A 19790-nucleotide genomic window follows, 5' to 3' on the forward strand; every position below is an offset into this window, starting at 1 on the left:
TTATGGCTTTATTTAATAATAATCGATCAGCATGGGCATGCTGTGTGGCCGCCCCGCTCGTAGCAATGATCAGTACGGCGGGTTATGCGCAAACCTGGAAAATCAACCTGCGGGATGCTGACCTCACCGCATTCATTAATGAAGTGGCTGACATTACCGGCAAGAACTTCGCAGTCGATCCGCGAGTGCGTGGTAATGTTACCGTTATTTCCAATAAAGCACTGAATAAAAATGAAGTCTATGACCTGTTTTTAGGTGTGCTCAATGTCAATGGTGTGGTGGCGATTCCTTCAGGCAATACCATCAAGCTAGTACCGGACAGCAATGTCAAAAGCTCGGGCATTCCCTATGATGCCAGAAGCCGTGCCAGTGGTGACCAGATCGTGACTCGGGTATTGTGGCTGGAAAATACCAATCCGAATGATCTGATTCCAGCACTGCGCCCTTTGATGCCGCAATTTGCCCATCTGGCAGCAGTGCCGGGCACCAATGCGCTGATCGTGTCGGATCGGGCCAATAATATTTATCAGCTGGAAACCATCATTCGTAATCTGGATGGCACCGGTCAAAATGATATGGAAGCGGTCAGTCTGCAATCGAGTCAGGCCGAGGAAATGATCGAGCTGATCGAGTCCATGACAGCCACGGGTGCAGCCAAAGATGTGCGTGGTTCGCGGGTACGTGTCATCGCAGATACCCGCACCAACCGGATTATCATTAAAGGTGATCCGACAACGCGTAAGCGGCTGCGTCAAATGATTGAAACTTTGGATGTGCCGGCGGCAGACCGTCTGGGCGGCTTGAAAGTCTTTCGTTTGAAATATGCCAGTGCCAAGAATCTGGCAGAGATCTTGCAGGGACTGGTGACAGGGCAGGCGGTGAACAGTAGTTCAAATTCCACTGGTACGTCTTCGGGTTCATCTTCCCTGAGTTCGAATAACAGTTTAAGCAATAACAACAGTAGCAACACCAGCGGAAATAATACTTCCTCCGCTATTCAGTTGAATACCGGCATGAACGCCGAGCAGGGTGGAATTAGCAGCTTTAGCGCAAACGGGGTGAGTATTATTGCCGATGCCACGCAAAACTCTTTGGTGGTTAAGGCCGATCCACAATTGATGCGGGAAATCGAATCAGCAATTAATCAGCTGGATATTCGCCGTCAACAGGTACTGATTGAAGCTGCCATTATCGAAGTAGAAGGTACAGATGCCGATCAGCTTGGGGTGCAATGGGCCTTGGGAGATATCAGTAGCGGTATCGGGCTGATTAACTTTGATAATTTTGGTACCAGCCTAAAAAATGTGGCAGCCGGTTATCTCACCGGCGGTGGTGCAGGTGCTGCAAGTACCGTGGGAGCTGGGACTTCGTTGGTGCTTGGTGATTATCGTGAAGGCAGTGATGGTTCACGCCGTCTGTATGGTGCGCTGATTCAAGCCTTAAAAGAAAGCACCAAGTCCAATCTGTTGTCTACGCCATCCATTGTGACCATGGACAACGAAGAAGCCTATATTGTGGTCGGTGAAAACGTACCCTTTGTGACAGGCTCGGTTTCAACTGGCGCTGCTGGGGTGGCCAATCCCTATACCACGATTGAACGTAAAGATGTCGGGGTCACTTTAAAAGTGGTGCCGCATATTGGTGAAGATGGTACGGTGCGTCTGGAAGTGGAGCAGGAAGTATCGGCTGTTAATCGGGATCGTGGACAAGCGCAGGATCTGGTGACCAGCAAGCGTGCGATTAAAACTTCGATTCTGGCCGAAAATGGGCAAACCATTGTGCTGGGTGGTCTGATTTCGGATAACACCAGTTATGGCCGTCAGGCAGTTCCGGGTCTGGGCGCAATCCCTGGTCTTGGGCGTTTATTCCGTTCTGAAGGTAAATCTAATCAGAAACGTAATCTGCTGATCTTCATCCATCCAACGATTGTGGGGGATAAAAATGAAGTCAGTAAACTGACCCAGCAACGTTATAGCCAACTGTATAGTCTGCAACTGGCCCTGGATGCTGATGGTAATTTTGCCAAGCTGCCTGAACAGGTCGGTGATGTCTATCAACAGCGTATTCCGGTTTCGAAAACACCTTTACAAAATTCGTCTTATCAAACTGTGCCGACGGCTCCAGTGCCGACTCAGCCAGCTGCTGTGGTAGTCACGCCTGTCGCGATTGAGCCTGTGTTGCAGTCACAACCCGGACAACACGTCGAAAAGCGTAAAAATACCGTGACCACCACAACACTTAGACCGAAAAGCTAAGTGATGTAGCATGAACAAACAGCATGTTATGATAATGTCAAAGAGAAAAGAGAAGTAAATTCATGACTTGGAAAATACACGCGATTACAGGTGACTTGACAGGGCAAGAGATTAGCATTGACCGTGATATGCTGGTGGGACGTCATCAGGCCGCAGACATTGTGTTGCAGGCCGCAGAGATCTCGCGCAAACATGCTGCTTTCTTGCTCAAAGATGATGCGCTCTGGGTACAGGACTTAGGATCATCGAATGGCACTTTCGTCAATGATGTGCAGATTGCACAGGAAACCTTATTAAAACAGGATGATATCGTTCAGTTTGCCAGCCTGAAATTTTCCGTGTTGGCGCCTGTGGCTGCGGTAGAAGTTCCAGCAGAAATAGAAGCCACGGCAGAAAAAGTCGTGGCACAGGTTGAAGTGACTGAACCAACGCCAGCACAACAAATGAATGAGCAGGGTATACCGGAACTGACACAGCGAGATGCCTCAGTCCAGCTGACCCGAGATGGCATGCCAACCCATGTCGGGATTCCAAAACCAGCGCCGATTCCTGAAGGCGTCGATCTTGCTGCAGTGAAACCAGAACCTACGCCAATGCCGGTTGAGCAGCCTGTGTCACGGGTAGAGCAGGAAAAAGAAACCCAGAAAAATGTGTCTGTTGGTTTGATTTCAGTGATTGTATTGATTATTTTGGCAATTATGGCTTGGGTAATGTTCAAATAAGCCGATGATTGGTTACAATCAAGGCATGCACAGCGCATGCCTTTTTTGTGGCTGCGAATAATATAAAAGAGGGTCGGGATGTCTATTGCACAATTAGAACAGCGTGAACTGATCTTGTTTGATCTGGATGGTACTTTGGTTGATTCGGCGCATGACCTGTATCGTGCCATGAATATGAGCCTGAATGTGTTGCAATTGCCTTTGGTCACGGAAGAGCAGGTTCGTACCTGGGTGGGCAAGGGCACCTCGATATTTTGTGAAAGTGTATTGCTACATCTGGTCGGTGAAGTTACACCCGCACAGCATCAGGAGCTGCTGAATACTTTTCTGGATATTTATAATGTCGATCCTTGTGTCGACACCGTTCCATTTCCCGGGATTCTGAAGTTTCTCGACTGGGCCAAAGCGCAGGGCAAAACCCTGATCTGCGTCACCAATAAGCCGGAGCTTCCTGCTTGTGCTATTTTAGAGACATTGGATATGGCACATTATTTTGCCGAGACCATTGGTGGCGACCGTTTTAGCGAACGTAAACCGCATCCGCGTCAATTATTGCACTGTGTCGAACAGTATGGTGTAACGAAAGAACAGGTATTACTGATCGGGGATTCTTCCAATGATGTGGAGGCTGCACGTCGCGCCGGGATTGATTGTATTGTGGTGAGCTACGGCTATAATCACGGTGAAAATATAGCAGACTGTCATCCTCAAGAAATTGTAGATGATCTACGTGAATTGCTTGCTTAATTAGGGTGTTAGGAAAATAAAATGAATAGTGATCAGGTTTTTCGATGGCGTCGCTCAGTTCAAGTCTATTTATACACTGAGTAAACCCAATTTAAAGAGAAAAACCGCATGACCACACAAGCACAATTCCAGCAACTTGCTGCACAAGGCTATAACCTGATTCCAGTGTACCGTCAGCGTCTGGCCGATACGGATACCCCACTTTCTATTTTCGCGCGTCTTAAGCAGCATCAGCAGGCTTATCTGTTTGAATCTGTCGAAGGTGGAGAAAACTGGGCACGCTATTCGATTATTGGGCTGGGCGAATCTACGGTATTTTCCTGTAATGCCGGTGAACTGACGGTACAGCATGCGGACGGCTCGATTGAAAAGCAGCACTGTGCAGATCCTTTTCACTATATTCGTGACTTTCAGGCTCAGTTTAAAGTGCCGACCCAACAGGACTTGCCTGCATTGCCAAGCTTCACTGGCGGTCTGGTGGGCTACTTTGGTTATGATGCCGTGCGTTATATTGAACCAAAACTCAAAAATGTGCCTGAAGCAGATCCGGTTGGCTTGCCTGATATCTGGATGATGTTGTCTAAAACCGTCATTGTCTTTGACAATTTAAAAGATACCTTATTTCTGATTGTGCATGCCGATGCAGCTGACCCGATTGCTTATGAAAAAGCACATGAACAATTGAATGAATTGGAAAATATTCTGGCAACACCGATTAGCCTGAAAGCTGAAAAACATAGTCCGCCACATTTTGAATCTCTAACCGGACATGACAACTTTATTGCCTCGGTTGAAAAGGTCAAAGAATATATTCGTGCCGGCGATGTGATGCAGGTGGTGCCCGGGCATCGTATGGTGTCAGATTTCGATGGTGATCCTTTGCAGGTCTATCGTGCGCTACGTCATCTGAATCCTTCGCCGTATCTGTTTCTGGTACAAGGGCAAACCTTGGAAAACAATACACCGTTCCATATTGTCGGTTCTTCGCCAGAGATTCTGTCACGTCTGGAAAATGGCATTGCCACAGTGCGTCCTTTAGCAGGCACACGACCACGTGGCAAAACCAAGGAAGAAGATCTGGCCCTTGAGCAAGACTTGCTCTCTGATGAAAAAGAAATTGCCGAACATGTCATGCTGATTGACTTGGGTCGCAATGACGTCGGACGCATTGCAAAAATTGGTAAAGTTCAAGTGACTGATCAAATGGTGATCGAACGTTATTCGCATGTCATGCATATTGTCTCGAATGTACAGGGTGAAGTGCGTGACGATGTCGATGCCTTGGATGTTTTTAAGGCAACTTTCCCTGCCGGTACGCTTTCAGGTGCACCAAAAATTCGTGCCATGGAAATTATTGACGAAGTTGAGCCGGTAAAACGCGGAATTTTTGGAGGCGCTGTCGGTTATTTAGGCTGGCACGGCGAAATGGACATGTCGATTGCGATTCGTACCTGTGTGATCCGTGAAAATAAAGTCTATGTTCAGGCCGGAGCAGGACTGGTTGCCGACTCAAATCCCGAATCTGAATGGAATGAAACCCAAATAAAAGCTCGCGCAGTGATCAAAGCGGTTGAATTATCATCAAATGGTTTGATTTTATGAGTTTTTGAGGTTTTTTTTGAAAAAAACACTTGCATGGTTTGTGAGTTTTGCTAAACTGCACACCGTTCCGATACGAAACGTACGAAACACTAAGAAACGCCGGCATAGCTCAGTTGGTAGAGCAACTGACTTGTAATCAGTAGGTCCACAGTTCGAATCCGTGTGCCGGCACCATCTTGGAGAGTTTCAAGGGTTGAGTAAAGAACAGCACTGATGTAAGTGTAAAATGGTGAGGTTCCCGAGCGGTCAAAGGGGGCGGACTGTAACTCCGCTACGAAAGTTTCGAAGGTTCGAATCCTTCCCTCACCACCAATTTTAATACTTCAATAAGTGGTTTGTACCAACATCGTGCGGGAGTAGCTCAGTTGGTAGAGCGGTAGCCTTCCAAGCTGCATGTCGCGAGTTCGACCCTCGTCTCCCGCTCCATTGAAGTGCTAATATTTGCTCTTATAGCTCAGTGGTAGAGCACTCCCTTGGTAAGGGAGAGGTCTCGAGTTCAAATCTCGATAAGAGCTCCAGATTACAGTTTAGCAATTTTTATTGCACAATATTTCAGAAGCAGGCTATTTAGTCTGCTTTTCAAGTATTTGGTATTTGGTTTTTTAAAACGACATGTCGGAACTGGGTTTTACTCAGAATTGTGTTCGACGTAAACGAGGAGTATTAACATGGCTAAGGCTAAGTTTGAACGTAATAAGCCACACGTTAACGTGGGCACAATTGGTCACGTCGACCATGGTAAAACAACTTTAACAGCTGCGATTGCAACTGTATGTGCGAAGAAATTCGGTGGCGAAGCGCGTGATTACGCTGCAATCGACTCTGCACCAGAAGAAAAAGCACGTGGTATTACAATTAATACTTCACACGTAGAATACGATTCTCCAACTCGTCACTACGCTCACGTAGACTGCCCGGGCCACGCCGATTATGTTAAAAACATGATTACTGGTGCTGCTCAGATGGACGGCGCGATCCTTGTATGTGCTGCGACTGATGGTCCTATGCCACAGACTCGTGAACACATCCTGCTTTCTCGTCAGGTAGGTGTACCTTACATCGTTGTATTCTTGAACAAATGCGACCTTGTAGACGACGAAGAGCTTCTTGAACTGGTTGAAATGGAAGTTCGTGAACTTCTTTCTACTTATGACTTCCCGGGCGATGACACTCCAGTAATCCGCGGTTCTGCACTTGCTGCACTTAACGGTGAAGCTGGTCAGTATGGCGAAGACGCTGTTGTTGCACTGGTTGAAGCACTTGACTCTTACATTCCAGAGCCAGAACGTGCAATCGACCTTCCATTCCTTATGCCAATTGAAGACGTATTCTCAATCTCTGGTCGTGGTACAGTAGTAACTGGCCGTGTAGAGACTGGTATTGTTAAAGTAGGCGAATCAGTTGAAATCGTTGGTATCCGTGATACTCAAGTAACTACAGTTACTGGCGTTGAAATGTTCCGTAAATTGCTTGACGAAGGTCGTGCAGGCGAGAACTGTGGTGTTCTTCTACGTGGTACTAAGCGTGAAGACGTACAACGTGGTCAAGTATTGACTAAACCAGGTGCGATCAAGCCACATACTAAATTCGATGCGGAAGTATACGTACTTTCTAAAGAAGAAGGTGGTCGTCACACTCCATTCCTTAACGGTTACCGTCCACAGTTCTACTTCCGTACTACGGACGTAACTGGTGCGATCGCGCTTAAAGAAGGCGTGGAAATGGTTATGCCTGGTGACAACGTTGAGATGTCAGTAGAGCTAATCCACCCAATCGCAATGGACCCAGGTCTACGTTTTGCGATCCGTGAAGGCGGTCGTACAGTGGGTGCTGGTGTAGTTGCTAAAGTAACTGCATAATCATAGAATAAGATAAACGGGTTGGGGTTTCGGCTCCAACTTGTTATTTTGCAGGTCAGTAGTTCAATTGGTAGAGCGTCGGTCTCCAAAACCGAATGTTGGGGGTTCGAGTCCCTCCTGACCTGCCAAGTTTTGAAAAAGACGCTTGATGTCGGCAAAATTGGTCATATAATAAGTCGCGAAACCTACGACGAGTACAAAAATGTCGAATGAAAAATCACGCGACGCATTAGGCGAAGCGGCAATTCCTCAAAGAAATAATCCTGCAGTAGATGTAAGTTCTGGTTCTCCATTAGACATGGTTCTATGGGTTATCGCCTTGATTTTATTGGTTGGTGCAATGATGGTAAACCAATATTTACCAGCATACTGGGCCCCTGCGAATGATATTTGGGTGCGTGTTGGGGTGATTTTGGCTTGTATCGTTGCAGCATTCGGTTTATTATACGCCACCCATCAAGGCAAAGGCTTTATTCGTCTGCTGAAAGATGCACGAATCGAGCTCCGTCGAGTGACCTGGCCTACCAAGCAAGAGACTGTGTCCACATCTTGGCAAGTTCTTGTTGTAGTCGTAATTACCTCCATTGTTTTATGGTGTTTCGATTATATTTTAGGCTGGTTAATCAAGTTTATTATCGGGTAAGAGAGCTATGAAACGTTGGTACATTATTCATGCCTATTCAGGTTATGAAAAACAAGTAATGCGTTCGCTTAATGATCGAATCCAGCGTAGCGCTGTTGCCGATAGCTTTGGTGAAGTCCTGGTTCCTACCGAAGAAGTGGTAGAAATGAAGGATGGCAAGAAACGTAAATCAGAGCGCAAGTTCTTTCCTGGCTATGTTCTAGTCGAAATGGAAATGAATGACGACACTTGGCACATTGTTAAAGAATGTCCGAAAGTTTTAGGCTTTATTGGTGGTACGGCGGAAAAACCGGCGCCAATTACGCAAAAAGAAGCCGATGCGATTCTTGCGCGTGTACGCAATACTGGTGAAGCACCTCGTCCTAAGACGATGTTTGAACCAGGCGAAGAATTACTCGTAGTTGACGGTCCATTCACAGACTTTAAAGGTGTGGTGGAAGAAGTTCAGTACGAAAAGTCACGTTTGACGTTGACCATTAATGTATTTAACCGTCCAACTCAAGTTGAACTGGAATTTCGTCAAGTCGAAAAATCAGTTTAATTGGTTTGGGTTGAAAACGCCTGATTTGCGTGCAAATCAGGCATTGTTGTTGTAACGGTATCGTTACTTGAAATCATTGGGGAGCCTTCACCGGCGTTTGCACCCAGAGGTAATTTGAAATGGCTAAGAAGATTGACGGCTATATCAAGCTGCAAGTTCCAGCTGGTAAAGCGAATCCATCTCCACCGATTGGTCCTGCACTAGGTCAACGTGGTGTGAACATCATGGCATTCTGTAAAGAATTCAATGCTGCGACACAAAAAGTTGAAGCTGGTCTACCAATTCCAGTCGTGATCACTGTGTACAACGACAAGTCGTTCACATTCATCATGAAAACTCCACCTGCTGCTATTCTTCTTAAGAAAGCTGCTGGTATCCAGAAGGGTTCAGCTGTACCTAACAAAACTAAAGTTGGTAAGTTGACTCGTGCTCAAATCGAAGAAATCGCGACTACTAAAGAACCAGATTTGACTGGTGCTGATTTAGACGCACGTGTACGTACCATTGCTGGTTCTGCGCGTTCTATGGGCTTGGAAGTGGAGCTTTAAGACATGGCTAAATTAACTAAACGTCAAAAAGCGATCGTAGCTGCTGTAGAAGCGCACAAAGTTTACACGCTAGAAGAAGCTGTTGCAGTTTTAGAGAGCCTTCCAGCTCCTAAATTCAAAGAATCTTTGGATATCGCGGTAAACCTAGGTGTTGATCCTCGTAAATCTGACCAAGTTGTTCGTGGCGCGACTACACTTCCTGCAGGTACGGGTAAAACTGTACGTGTAGCTGTATTCGCTCAAGGCGCTGCTGCTGAAGCTGCTAAAGCTGAAGGCGCAGACGTTGTTGGTTTCGATGATCTTGCTGAAAGCATCCAAGCGGGTAACCTTGACTTTGACGTTGTAATTGCTGCTCCAGATGCAATGCGCGTTGTAGGTAAACTTGGTACGATCCTTGGTCCACGTGGCTTAATGCCAAACCCTAAAGTGGGTACGGTAACTCCTGACGTAGCAACTGCAGTTAAAAATGCAAAAGCTGGTCAAGCACGTTACCGCGTAGACAAAGCAGGTATTATCCACGCTGCGATCGGTCAAGTAGGTTTCACTGCTGAAGCTGTTCGTTCAAACGTTGAAGCACTTGTTGCTGACTTGAAACGTTTGAAACCTGCGACTTCTAAAGGCGTATACATTCAAAAGATCACTTTGAGCTCAACTATGGGTCCTGGTTTGATCGTTGATGTAGCAAACGTTTCTAAATAAGTCTCGACTTATACAGAATTTTAAAGCCCTGAGTAAGTTTTAAAGCACTGCTTTAAAACTTACGCAAGAAACGCTCCGTCGTATTTTGCAAACTTAGGCAAACTTTGAATTGATAAATGAAAATTTATCAGCGTCAAAGACCGCGGGCGAGGGGAGTTTTATGCTTCGCTCTTAATCGTCCAGCCTGCGTAGACGCGGTGGTGTGATTTGTTCATCCTCCGCGTGTTAGTCCAGTGATGGATTAACGAATTGGGAGTGTACTTCGCGTAAGTACATAAATCACCGTTAGGAGGTTTTACAATGGCTCTTCTTATCGAAGGCAAAAAACAGATCGTAGCTGAAGTAACTGAAGTTGCTTCTACTGCATTTGCCGCTGTTGTTGCTGACTATCAAGGTTTAACTGTTGAGCAATTAACTGCTCTTCGCGTTGAAGCTCGTAAACTAGGTGTTCACACACGTATCGTGCGTAACACTTTGGCTAAACGCGCTCTTCAAGATACTCAATTCAATATCTTGAACGACAACCTTGTTGGCCCAACAATCTTAGCTTTCTCGACTTCTGAAGACGACATGGGTGCTGCTGCACGTTTGTTCGAAGAATTCGCTAAAACTAATAAAGCATTTGAACTTAAAGCTGCTGCATTTGATGGCAAACTTTATCAAGGCGAAGAAGTTAGCGTTATCGCGAATCTTCCGAACCAAGAAAAAGCGCTTACTATGCTTGCAAACGTTCTTCAAGCTCCTATTTCGAAATTGGGCCGCTTACTTACAGCGCTTCAAGAGAAAAACGAGTCAGAAGCTGCTTAAGCTCAAACTTACACACACATCATTCAATACCCATTTGGAGTTAATCTCATGGCTTTAACAAACGAAGAAATCCTAAACGCAGTTGCTGAAAAAACTGTTCTTGAACTTGTTGAACTTATTTCTGCTTTCGAAGAGAAATTCAACGTTTCTGCTGCTGCTGTAGCTGTTGCTGCTGGTCCTGCTGCTGCTGCTGCTGAAGAGCAATCTGAATTCAATGTTGAATTGACTTCTTTTGGCGCAAACAAAGTTGCTGTAATTAAAGCAGTTCGTGAAGCAACTGGCCTTGGCTTGAAAGAAGCTAAAGACATGGTTGAAAGCGCTCCTACAGTTCTTAAAGAAGGCGTTTCTAAAGAAGAAGGCGAAGAACTTAAGAAGAAACTTGAAGAAGCTGGTGCTACAGTTACTCTTAAGTAATAGCTTAAGGGAGCCGGTTTTTTTATAATCAGCTCCAAAAATTGGCTGATGGCTCTTGGGTCATCAGCCTTTTTGCGTTACAATAATCGGCTCGATTTTTGTTTGCATGATATAAAAATCATACAAATTAAAAATAAACATAATGAACAAACGTTTACCAATATTTTTCAGTAAAAAAATATTGATAAGCGTTTTAATACCACTAAAAATTGCAGCATTTGTAAAGAGTGGTGGCCATATCGGCCAGCGTAATTCCTTCTGAGCCCGTTCTGCAGGCGGGCTTGGTTTACACTTTCCGAGGACTCCAGATGGCATACTCATATACCGAAAAGAAACGGATCCGTAAGAATTTTGGTAAATTGCCTAGCGTTATGGATGCTCCGTACCTGCTCGCGATTCAAGTCGACTCGTACAGAACGTTCTTACAAGATGGCAAATCACCAAAAAACCGCGAAGATATCGGTCTCCAAGCCGCATTTCGTTCAGTTTTTCCTATAGAAAGTTATTCTGGCAATGCTGCTTTAGAATTTGTTGAGTATAGTCTTGGTAAGCCTGAGTTTGATGTACGCGAATGTATTCTTCGTGGCTCAACTTATGCAGCACCAATGCGTGTAAAAATTCGTTTGATCCTGAAAGATCGTGAAACGAAGTCAATTAAAGACGTACGTGAACAAGAAGTCTATATGGGCGAAATGCCATTGATGACGGATAACGGGACCTTTGTAATTAATGGTACCGAGCGTGTAATCGTATCTCAATTACACCGTTCACCAGGCGTATTCTTTGACCACGATAAAGGTAAGACTCACTCAAGTGGTAAAGTCCTTTATTCAGCGCGTATCATTCCTTACCGTGGTTCATGGTTAGATTTTGAATTCGATGCCAAAGACCTGGTCTATGTACGTATTGACCGTCGTCGTAAATTACTTGCGACTGTGGTGCTGCGTGCGCTGGGTTATAGCAACGAAAACATTCTCAACATGTTCTACGAGAAAGTCCCTGTATATCTTGACATGGGTAGCTATCAAATTGACTTGGTGCCGGAACGTCTGCGCGGCGAAATGGCACAATTTGACATCTTGGATAAAGATGGCAAGGCAATCGTTGAACAAGGTAAACGTATTAACGCGCGTCATGTACGTCAGATGGAAGCTTCAGGTCTTGAAAAACTTGCAGTGCCTGATGAGTATTTGTATGAGCGTATCACGGCTGAAGACATCGCATTAAAAGATGGCGACGTGATTGCTGCAAATACCGTATTGAGCCATGAAGTCATGGTGAAAATTGCAGAAGGCGGCGTGAAGCAGTTTAATGTTCTGTTCACCAATGATATCGACCGTGGTTCATTCGTTGCAGATTCTCTACGTGCAGATACTACGACCACTCGTGAAGAAGCATTGGTCGAAATCTACAAAGTCATGCGTCCGGGCGAGCCACCAACCAAAGAAGCAGCTGAGAACCTGTTCAATAACCTGTTCTTCTCTTCTGAGCGTTATGACTTGTCTCCAGTCGGTCGTATGAAGTTCAACCGTCGTTTGGGTCGTCCTTATGAAGTGGGTACAGACCAGAAGTCGCGTGAAGTTGAAGGTATTCTCTCGAACGAAGATATCACTGATGTATTGAAAACATTAGTTGAAATCCGTAACGGTAAAGGTGAAGTCGACGATATCGATCACTTGGGTAACCGTCGTGTTCGTTCTGTGGGCGAAATGACAGAAAACCAATTCCGTGTCGGTCTGGTTCGTGTAGAACGTGCTGTTAAAGAACGTTTATCTCAAGCTGAAACAGACAACCTGTCTCCGCAAGATCTAATCAATGCGAAGCCTGTTGCTGCTGCAATCAAAGAATTCTTTGGTTCAAGCCAGTTGTCTCAGTTCATGGATCAAAACAACCCGTTGTCTGAAATCACGCACAAGCGTCGTGTATCAGCACTTGGTCCCGGTGGTTTGACGCGTGAACGTGCGGGCTTTGAAGTACGTGACGTACATCAAACGCATTACGGTCGTGTATGTCCAATTGAAACGCCGGAAGGTCCAAACATTGGTTTGATCAACTCGCTTTCTGTATATGCTAAAGCGAACAACTTCGGTTTCCTGGAAACGCCTTACCGTAAAGTAGTTGATGGCCGTGTAACCATGGACATTGAATACCTGTCTGCGATTGAAGAAGTGGGTACTGTGATTGCACAGGCCGATTCTGCAGTAGATGCTGATGGTAATTTATTAGAAGAAGTTGTATCTGTACGTCACCAAGGTGACTTCGTACGCATGCCGCCGGAAAAAGTAACGCATATGGATGTATCTGCTCAGCAGGTTGTATCTGTGGCTGCGTCACTGATTCCGTTCCTTGAACACGATGATGCCAACCGTGCATTGATGGGTTCAAACATGCAACGTCAGGCTGTTCCTACGTTAATCGCTGACAAACCACTCGTAGGTACGGGTATGGAAGCGAACGTAGCACATGACTCTGGTGTATGTGTGATCGCTCAGCGTGGTGGTCGTATCGAGTTTGTTGATGCATCTCGTGTAGTCATTCGTGTGAACGAAGAAGAGATGATCGCAGGTGAGGCAGGTGTAGATATCTATAACCTGATCAAATACACCCGTTCAAACCAAAACACCTGTATCAACCAGAAAGTTCTGGTGAACCTGGGTGATAAAGTGGGTCGTGGTGACGTATTAGCTGATGGTCCATCGACTGATGGCGGTGAGCTAGCGCTTGGTCAAAACATGCGCGTCGCATTCATGACCTGGAACGGTTACAACTACGAAGACTCGATCTTACTTTCAGAGCGTGTACTTCAAGAAGACCGTTTAACCTCGATTCATATCCAGGAATTGTCATGTGTCGCACGTGATACTAAGCTTGGTGCTGAAGAAATCACGGCCGATATCCCGAATGTGGGTGAAGCAGCGCTTTCTAAACTTGATGAATCAGGTATTGTTTACATCGGTGCTGAAGTAACAGCAGGTGATATTCTTGTTGGTAAAGTGACGCCTAAAGGTGAAACGCAGCTAACGCCGGAAGAAAAATTGCTTCGTGCAATCTTCGGTGAAAAAGCAGCTGACGTTAAAGATTCATCTTTACGCGTTCCATCTGGTACCAAAGGTACTGTGATTGATGTTCAAGTGTTTACACGTGATGGTCTTGAAAAAGACGAACGTGCTCAAGCAATTGAAAAAGCTCAGCTTGATGCTTACCGTAAAGACTTGAAAGAAGAGTTCAAGATCTTTGAAGAAGCAGCACGTGAACGTGTAATTCGTTTGTTGAACGGTCAAGAGTCGAATGGTGGCGGTACCACTAAACGTGGCGACAAACTGTCTGAAGACGTGTTGTCTGGTTTAGAGCTTGTTGATCTTCTTGAAATTCAACCGGTTGATGAAGCAATCGCTGAACGTCTAACGCAAATTCAAGTGTTCTTGAAAGAGAAGAGCTTCGAAATTGACGAGAAATTTGCTGAGAAAAAACGCAAACTTTCTACAGGCGATGAGCTGACCACTGGCGTATTGAAAGTAGTTAAAGTTTATCTTGCGGTAAAACGTCGCATCCAGCCGGGTGATAAGATGGCCGGTCGTCACGGTAACAAGGGTGTTGTATCAAACATCTTGCCGGTAGAAGACATGCCACACGATGCCAATGGTGTACCTGTTGATATCGTACTGAACCCGCTGGGCGTACCATCGCGTATGAACGTGGGTCAGATTCTTGAAACTCACTTAGGTATGGCTGCCAAAGGTCTTGGCGATCAAATCGACAAGATGATGAAAGAACAGCGTACTATACTTGAGCTTCGTGATTTCCTGGACAAGATTTATAACAAAGTTGGTGGCGAGCAAGAAGATCTTGACAGTTTGACTGATGAAGAAATCTTGAAACTTTCTGGTAACTTGCGTGCTGGTGTGCCTTTGGCAACACCTGTATTCGATGGTGCTGAAGAAGGTCAGATCAAAGAATTGTTACAACTTGCAGGTCTATCAAGTACTGGTCAGACAGTATTATATGATGGTCGTACTGGTGAGCGTTTCGACCGTCCAGTAACTGTAGGTTATATGTACATGCTGAAACTGAACCACTTAGTTGATGACAAGATGCATGCGCGTTCAACTGGTTCTTATTCTCTAGTCACGCAACAGCCGCTGGGTGGTAAAGCACAATTCGGTGGTCAGCGTTTCGGTGAGATGGAAGTCTGGGCACTAGAAGCTTACGGTGCAGCATATACGCTACAAGAAATGCTGACTGTGAAATCGGATGACGTTGAAGGCCGTACCCGTATCTACAAGAATATTGTAGATGGTAACCATTATATGGACCCGGGTATGCCTGAATCGTTCAACGTATTGACCAAAGAGATCCGTTCTTTAGGTATCAACATTGAACTGAAAAATGGTGACTAATTAGTTCCATTGAATCTCCCTTGCGAAGCAATGCTTCTCACCTCTTTAAGAAAGAGGGGAAAGTCCCTCTTTATAAAGGGGGATTTAGGGGGATTCTTGGGATTCCCAATTCAGTTAAAAACAATATTTGTGACCCAGTCGAGAAGTGAAAATCTCCTCGACACACGGAGAAAAAAATTGAAAGACTTGCTCGATATCATGCGCAAAAAGACGGATTCAGACGGTCATGCTCCTGTAGAGTTTGACCGCATCCGTATTGGTCTTGCGTCACCAGAAATGATTAAGTCATGGTCTCACGGTGAAGTTAAAAAGCCAGAAACCATTAACTATCGTACGTTCAAACCTGAACGTGATGGTTTATTCTGTGCCAAAATCTTTGGTCCAGTAAAAGATTACGAATGCTTGTGTGGTAAATACAAGCGTATGAAATACAAAGGCGTCATTTGTGAAAAATGTGGCGTTGAAGTAACAACTGCGAAAGTTCGTCGTGAACGTATGGGTCACATCGAGCTAGCTTCTCCAGTTGCACACATCTGGTTCTTGAAATCATTGCCGAGCCGTATCGGTCTATTATTAGACATGACGCTACGTGATATCGAACGCGTATTGTATTTCGAATCTTATGTGGTTACCGATCCCGGTATGACGCCATTTGAGAAATACCAGCTTCTGAACGATGAAGAATACTTCAATGCGTTGGAAGAGCATGGTGATGAATTCACAGCGAAAATGGGTGCAGAAGCGGTTCAAGACTTGTTGAAAGACATCGATCTTGAAGCTGAAATTGCGCGTCTTCGTGAAGAAATTCCTGTGACAACTTCAGAAACCAAGCTGAAAAAAGCCTCTAAGCGTTTGAAGTTGATGGAAGCATTCAACGATTCGAACAACAAGCCAGAATGGATGGTGTTGACTGTACTTCCAGTTCTGCCACCAGACCTTCGTCCGTTGGTACCACTTGAAGGTGGTCGTTTCGCGACTTCTGACTTGAACGATCTTTACCGTCGTGTGATTAACCGTAACAACCGTTTAAAACGTCTTCTTGACCTTGCAGCGCCAGACATCATCGTACGTAACGAAAAACGTATGTTGCAAGAGTCTGTCGATGCATTGTTGGACAACGGTCGTCGTGGTCGTGCAATTACCGGTTCGAACAAGCGTCCGCTTAAATCTTTGGCAGATATGATCAAAGGTAAGCAAGGTCGTTTCCGTCAGAACTTATTGGGTAAACGTGTCGATTACTCAGGTCGTTCGGTCATTACCGTTGGTCCAAACCTGCGTTTGCACCAATGTGGTCTTCCGAAGAAAATGGCACTTGAACTGTTCAAGCCATTCATTTTCGCGAAACTACAGGCATCTGGTCAAGCAACCACCATTAAAGCTGCGAAGAAAATGGTTGAGCGCGAGACGCCAGAAGTTTGGGACGTTCTTGCTCACGTGATCCGTCAACATCCAGTGATGTTGAACCGTGCGCCAACACTTCACCGTCTAGGTCTTCAAGCATTTGAACCGATCCTGATTGAAGGTAAGGCGATCCGTCTACACCCACTCGTGTGTGCTGCGTTTAACGCCGACTTCGATGGTGACCAAATGGCGGTACACGTACCATTAACACTTGAAGCGCAGTTAGAAGCGCGTGCGTTAATGATGTCGACCAACAACATCTTGTCTCCAGCGAACGGTGAGCCAATCATCGTGCCGTCTCAGGACGTTGTCTTGGGCTTGTATTACATCACGCGTGATGCAATCAATGCCAAAGGTGAGGGCATGGTGTTCGCGGATACTCACGAAGTAAACCGTGCACTGGCAACAGGTCAGGTTGATCTACACGCTCGCGTTAAAGCACGTGTACACCAGACTGTCATCGATGAAGATGGCAACCGTGAACATCAAACCATTATTGTAGATACCACACCTGGTCGCTGCCTACTTTGGGAAGTTGTGCCTGAAGGTATGGATTTCCAGCAAATTAACGTTGAGATGACCAAGAAAAACATCTCTAAGTTAATTAACTCTTGCTACCGTAAATTGGGTCTGAAAGATACTGTTATCTTCGCTGACCAATTGATGTACCTAGGCTTCCGTCAGGCGACGCGTTCAGGTGTATCTGTCGGTATGGAAGACATGGTTATTCCACCACAAAAACAAGTCATTATTGGTAAAGCGGAAGCTGAAGTTCGTGAAATCGAACAACAGTTCGAACAAGGTTTCGTAACTGCCGGCGAACGTTATAACAAAGTGGTCGATATTTGGGCGCGTACCAATGACCAGGTTGCTAAAGCGATGATGGACAACTTGTCTTTCACGACTGTTAAAAACAAACAGGGTGAAGACGAGAAGCAAAAATCATTCAACTCGATCTACATGATGTCTGACTCGGGTGCCCGTGGTTCGGCAGCTCAGATTCGTCAGTTGGCGGGTATGCGTGGTTTGATGGCGAAGCCGGATGGCTCGATCATTGAAACGCCTATTAAAGCGAACTTCCGTGAAGGTTTGACTGTACTACAGTACTTCATCTCGACACACGGTGCGCGTAAAGGTTTGGCCGATACAGCACTGAAAACTGCGAACTCTGGTTACTTGACGCGTCGTCTGGTAGACGTTGCGCAAGACTTGGTGATTACCGAGCCAGATTGTGGCACCTTCGACGGTCTAGTAATGACACCATTCATTCAAGGTGGCGATGTCATCGAGAACTTGGGTGCACGAGTATTGGGTCGTGTGGTTGCTGAAGATGTGAAACGTGTCGGTACAGACGAAGTTCTGCTTCCACGTAATACTTTAATTGACGAGAAACTGGCAACGTTTATCGAAAGCCAAGGTGTCGACGAAATTAAAGTACGTTCGGTTGTAAACTGTGCGTCTACTTTCGGTGTATGTGCGAAATGTTACGGCCGTGACTTAGCGCGTGGTCATCAGGTGAACCCGGGTGAGTCTGTTGGTGTCATGGCAGCTCAATCGATTGGTGAACCAGGTACACAGTTAACTATGCGTACCTTCCACGTGGGTGGTGCTGCAAGCCGAACGTCTGCTGCAAACAGCGTACAAGTTCGTAACCAGGGTACAGTGCGTTTCCACAACGTGAAAACAGTACAACATGCCAAAGGTCACTTGGTATCGACTTCACGTTCAGGTGAAATCGGTATCGCGGATGATTTAGGTCGTGAGCGTGAGCGCTATAAACTGCCTTACGGTGCATCTATCTTGCTAAAAGATGGCGAAGCTGTAGAAGCAGGCGGTATCGTGGCGACTTGGGATCCGCATACACATCCATTGGTAACAGAAGTTGCAGGTAAAGTGCGTTTCAGCCAGATCGCTGATGGCGTGACCGTGACTTCGAAAACTGATGATGCAACAGGTATGTCAACCATCGAAATCTTGCCAGTGACTTCACGTCCTGCGTCAGGTAAAGATTTGCGTCCTGCTGTAGTGTTAGACACAGTTGAAGGCACTGAACAGTTCTACTTCTTGCCACAAAACACCATTCTTTCTGTCCGTGATGGCGAAACGATTGGTGTCGGTGACGTTATTGGTCGTGTACCACAAGAATCTTCACGTACCCGTGATATTACCGGTGGTCTACCGCGTGTAGCTGACTTGTTCGAAGCACGTAAGCCGAAAGAGCATGCAATCCTTGCAGAAGTATCGGGTATTGTGAGCTTCGGTAAAGAAACCAAAGGTAAGAACCGTCTGGTGATTACACCGGATGATGGCTCTGAGATTTACGAAGAGCTGATTCCGAAATGGCGTACCATTAACGTGTTCGAAGGCGAACATGTGAACCGTGGTGAAACCATTTCTGACGGCCCACAGAACCCGCATGACATTTTACGTCTGAAAGGTGAAGTGGCGCTGACCAACTACATCGTGAACGAAGTTCAGGACGTATACCGTCTGCAAGGTGTAAAAATCAACGACAAGCACATTGAAGTCATCGTACGTCAAATGCTGCGTAAAGTGGATATCACTGATGGTGGCGATACCAGCTTCATCAAAGGCGAACAAGTGGATTACATCCGTGTTGTACAGGAAAACCAAGCAGTTCTTGCACAAAACAAGTTCCCTGCGAAGTTTGAACGTCTATTGATGGGTATTACCAAAGCGTCGCTTTCGACTGACTCGTTCATCTCTGCTGCATCGTTCCAGGAAACCACACGTGTGTTAACTGAAGCGGCTGTAACAGGTAAAGAAGATGACTTACGCGGTCTGAAAGAAAACGTGGTTGTAGGTCGTCTGATCCCAGCGGGTACAGGTTTGGCTTACCATCTCGAGCGTCGTCGTCAAGAAGCAGAAGCTGCAGAATTTGAACTGCACAATGACTTCTCTGATGTTGATCAAGCTTTAAGTCAGGCATTTAACGAAGAATTCTAATTCAAGTTAAAGCTAAAAAAGAGACGCCTTCGGGCGTCTTTTTTTGTCTTAAATACATAAAAATTAAAAGCTAATTAAAGGCTAAACAGCGGAATAATCCATTGATACTTACAAAACTCAGCAGGAATACCGAGAGAAGTAACACGCTCCATGTTTTAGTTTTATAAAATGAAGATAAGCTGAATTAA

14 protein-coding genes and 5 tRNA genes are annotated in these 19790 nt (G+C 45.7%); 18 read left to right on the plus strand and 1 reads right to left on the minus strand.

Annotated elements, in window-relative coordinates:
- The first annotated feature begins 2 nt into the window (after positions 1-2).
- From gspD to rplL, 16 genes are all read left to right on the plus strand, one after another.
- Positions 3-2255 (plus strand): type II secretion system secretin GspD, encoded by a 2253-nt coding sequence (gspD, locus tag FTU90_RS01935; protein ID WP_180071880.1) that lies wholly within the window; start codon positions 3-5, stop codon positions 2253-2255.
- 62 nt (positions 2256-2317) lie between these two features.
- Positions 2318-2977 carry an FHA domain-containing protein gene (locus FTU90_RS01940; RefSeq protein ID WP_005095259.1) on the plus strand — a complete coding sequence of 220 codons (660 nt, stop codon included), beginning with the start codon at positions 2318-2320 and terminating at the stop codon, positions 2975-2977.
- A gap of 78 nt (positions 2978-3055) precedes the next feature.
- Entirely contained in the window at positions 3056-3724 is a 669-nt protein-coding gene (gene gph, locus FTU90_RS01945) for a phosphoglycolate phosphatase (protein ID WP_100329455.1), read from the plus strand.
- A gap of 108 nt (positions 3725-3832) precedes the next feature.
- Positions 3833-5326 (plus strand): anthranilate synthase component I, encoded by a 1494-nt coding sequence (gene trpE / locus FTU90_RS01950; RefSeq protein WP_005095263.1) that lies wholly within the window; start codon positions 3833-3835, stop codon positions 5324-5326.
- Positions 5327-5424: 98 nt separating this feature from the next.
- A tRNA-Thr gene (locus FTU90_RS01955) sits at positions 5425-5500 on the plus strand.
- A 54-nt stretch (positions 5501-5554) separates the two neighbouring features.
- A tRNA-Tyr gene (locus tag FTU90_RS01960) sits at positions 5555-5638 on the plus strand.
- Between the two features lie 38 nt (positions 5639-5676).
- Positions 5677-5752, plus strand: a tRNA-Gly gene (locus FTU90_RS01965).
- A 17-nt stretch (positions 5753-5769) separates the two neighbouring features.
- A tRNA-Thr gene (locus FTU90_RS01970) sits at positions 5770-5844 on the plus strand.
- 150 nt (positions 5845-5994) lie between these two features.
- The gene (gene tuf, locus FTU90_RS01975) at positions 5995-7185 is read left to right on the plus strand and encodes an elongation factor Tu (RefSeq protein ID WP_005095265.1); all 1191 of its coding nucleotides are present in this window, start codon (positions 5995-5997) and stop codon (positions 7183-7185) included.
- Positions 7186-7237: 52 nt separating this feature from the next.
- A tRNA-Trp gene (locus FTU90_RS01980) sits at positions 7238-7313 on the plus strand.
- Positions 7314-7387: 74 nt separating this feature from the next.
- Positions 7388-7828, plus strand: a complete 441-nt coding sequence (gene secE, locus FTU90_RS01985) for a preprotein translocase subunit SecE (protein ID WP_005095267.1) — start codon at positions 7388-7390, stop codon at positions 7826-7828.
- Positions 7829-7835: 7 nt separating this feature from the next.
- Positions 7836-8369 carry a transcription termination/antitermination protein NusG gene (gene nusG / locus FTU90_RS01990; protein WP_004278615.1) on the plus strand — a complete coding sequence of 178 codons (534 nt, stop codon included), beginning with the start codon at positions 7836-7838 and terminating at the stop codon, positions 8367-8369.
- 119 nt (positions 8370-8488) lie between these two features.
- Entirely contained in the window at positions 8489-8917 is a 429-nt protein-coding gene (gene rplK, locus FTU90_RS01995; RefSeq protein WP_158310898.1) for a 50S ribosomal protein L11, read from the plus strand.
- A 3-nt stretch (positions 8918-8920) separates the two neighbouring features.
- The gene (gene rplA, locus FTU90_RS02000; protein ID WP_005095271.1) at positions 8921-9616 is read left to right on the plus strand and encodes a 50S ribosomal protein L1; all 696 of its coding nucleotides are present in this window, start codon (positions 8921-8923) and stop codon (positions 9614-9616) included.
- Between the two features lie 300 nt (positions 9617-9916).
- Positions 9917-10423: a 50S ribosomal protein L10 gene (gene rplJ, locus FTU90_RS02005; protein ID WP_005095272.1), complete on the plus strand. Its 507-nt coding sequence runs from the start codon at positions 9917-9919 to the stop codon at positions 10421-10423.
- A 48-nt stretch (positions 10424-10471) separates the two neighbouring features.
- Positions 10472-10837 carry a 50S ribosomal protein L7/L12 gene (gene rplL, locus FTU90_RS02010; RefSeq protein ID WP_005095274.1) on the plus strand — a complete coding sequence of 122 codons (366 nt, stop codon included), beginning with the start codon at positions 10472-10474 and terminating at the stop codon, positions 10835-10837.
- Positions 10838-10900: 63 nt separating this feature from the next.
- On the opposite strand, the gene FTU90_RS02015 is transcribed toward rplL, so the two are convergent.
- Complete coding sequence (locus FTU90_RS02015) at positions 10901-11152, minus strand: hypothetical protein (RefSeq protein WP_034608820.1); 252 nt, start codon at positions 11150-11152, stop codon at positions 10901-10903.
- Here FTU90_RS02015 and rpoB point away from each other — a divergent pair.
- The gene (rpoB, locus tag FTU90_RS02020; RefSeq protein ID WP_180071881.1) at positions 11146-15234 is read left to right on the plus strand and encodes a DNA-directed RNA polymerase subunit beta; all 4089 of its coding nucleotides are present in this window, start codon (positions 11146-11148) and stop codon (positions 15232-15234) included. The two genes, FTU90_RS02015 and rpoB, sit on opposite strands and share 7 nt — an antisense overlap.
- Positions 15235-15411: 177 nt before the next feature.
- Positions 15412-19602 (plus strand): DNA-directed RNA polymerase subunit beta', encoded by a 4191-nt coding sequence (gene rpoC / locus FTU90_RS02025; RefSeq protein ID WP_005095279.1) that lies wholly within the window; start codon positions 15412-15414, stop codon positions 19600-19602.
- The last annotated feature ends 188 nt before the right edge of the window (positions 19603-19790 follow it).

This window comes from Acinetobacter sp. YH12200, from assembly GCF_013418175.1.
Classification (GTDB): Bacteria; Pseudomonadota; Gammaproteobacteria; order Pseudomonadales; family Moraxellaceae; genus Acinetobacter; species Acinetobacter pseudolwoffii.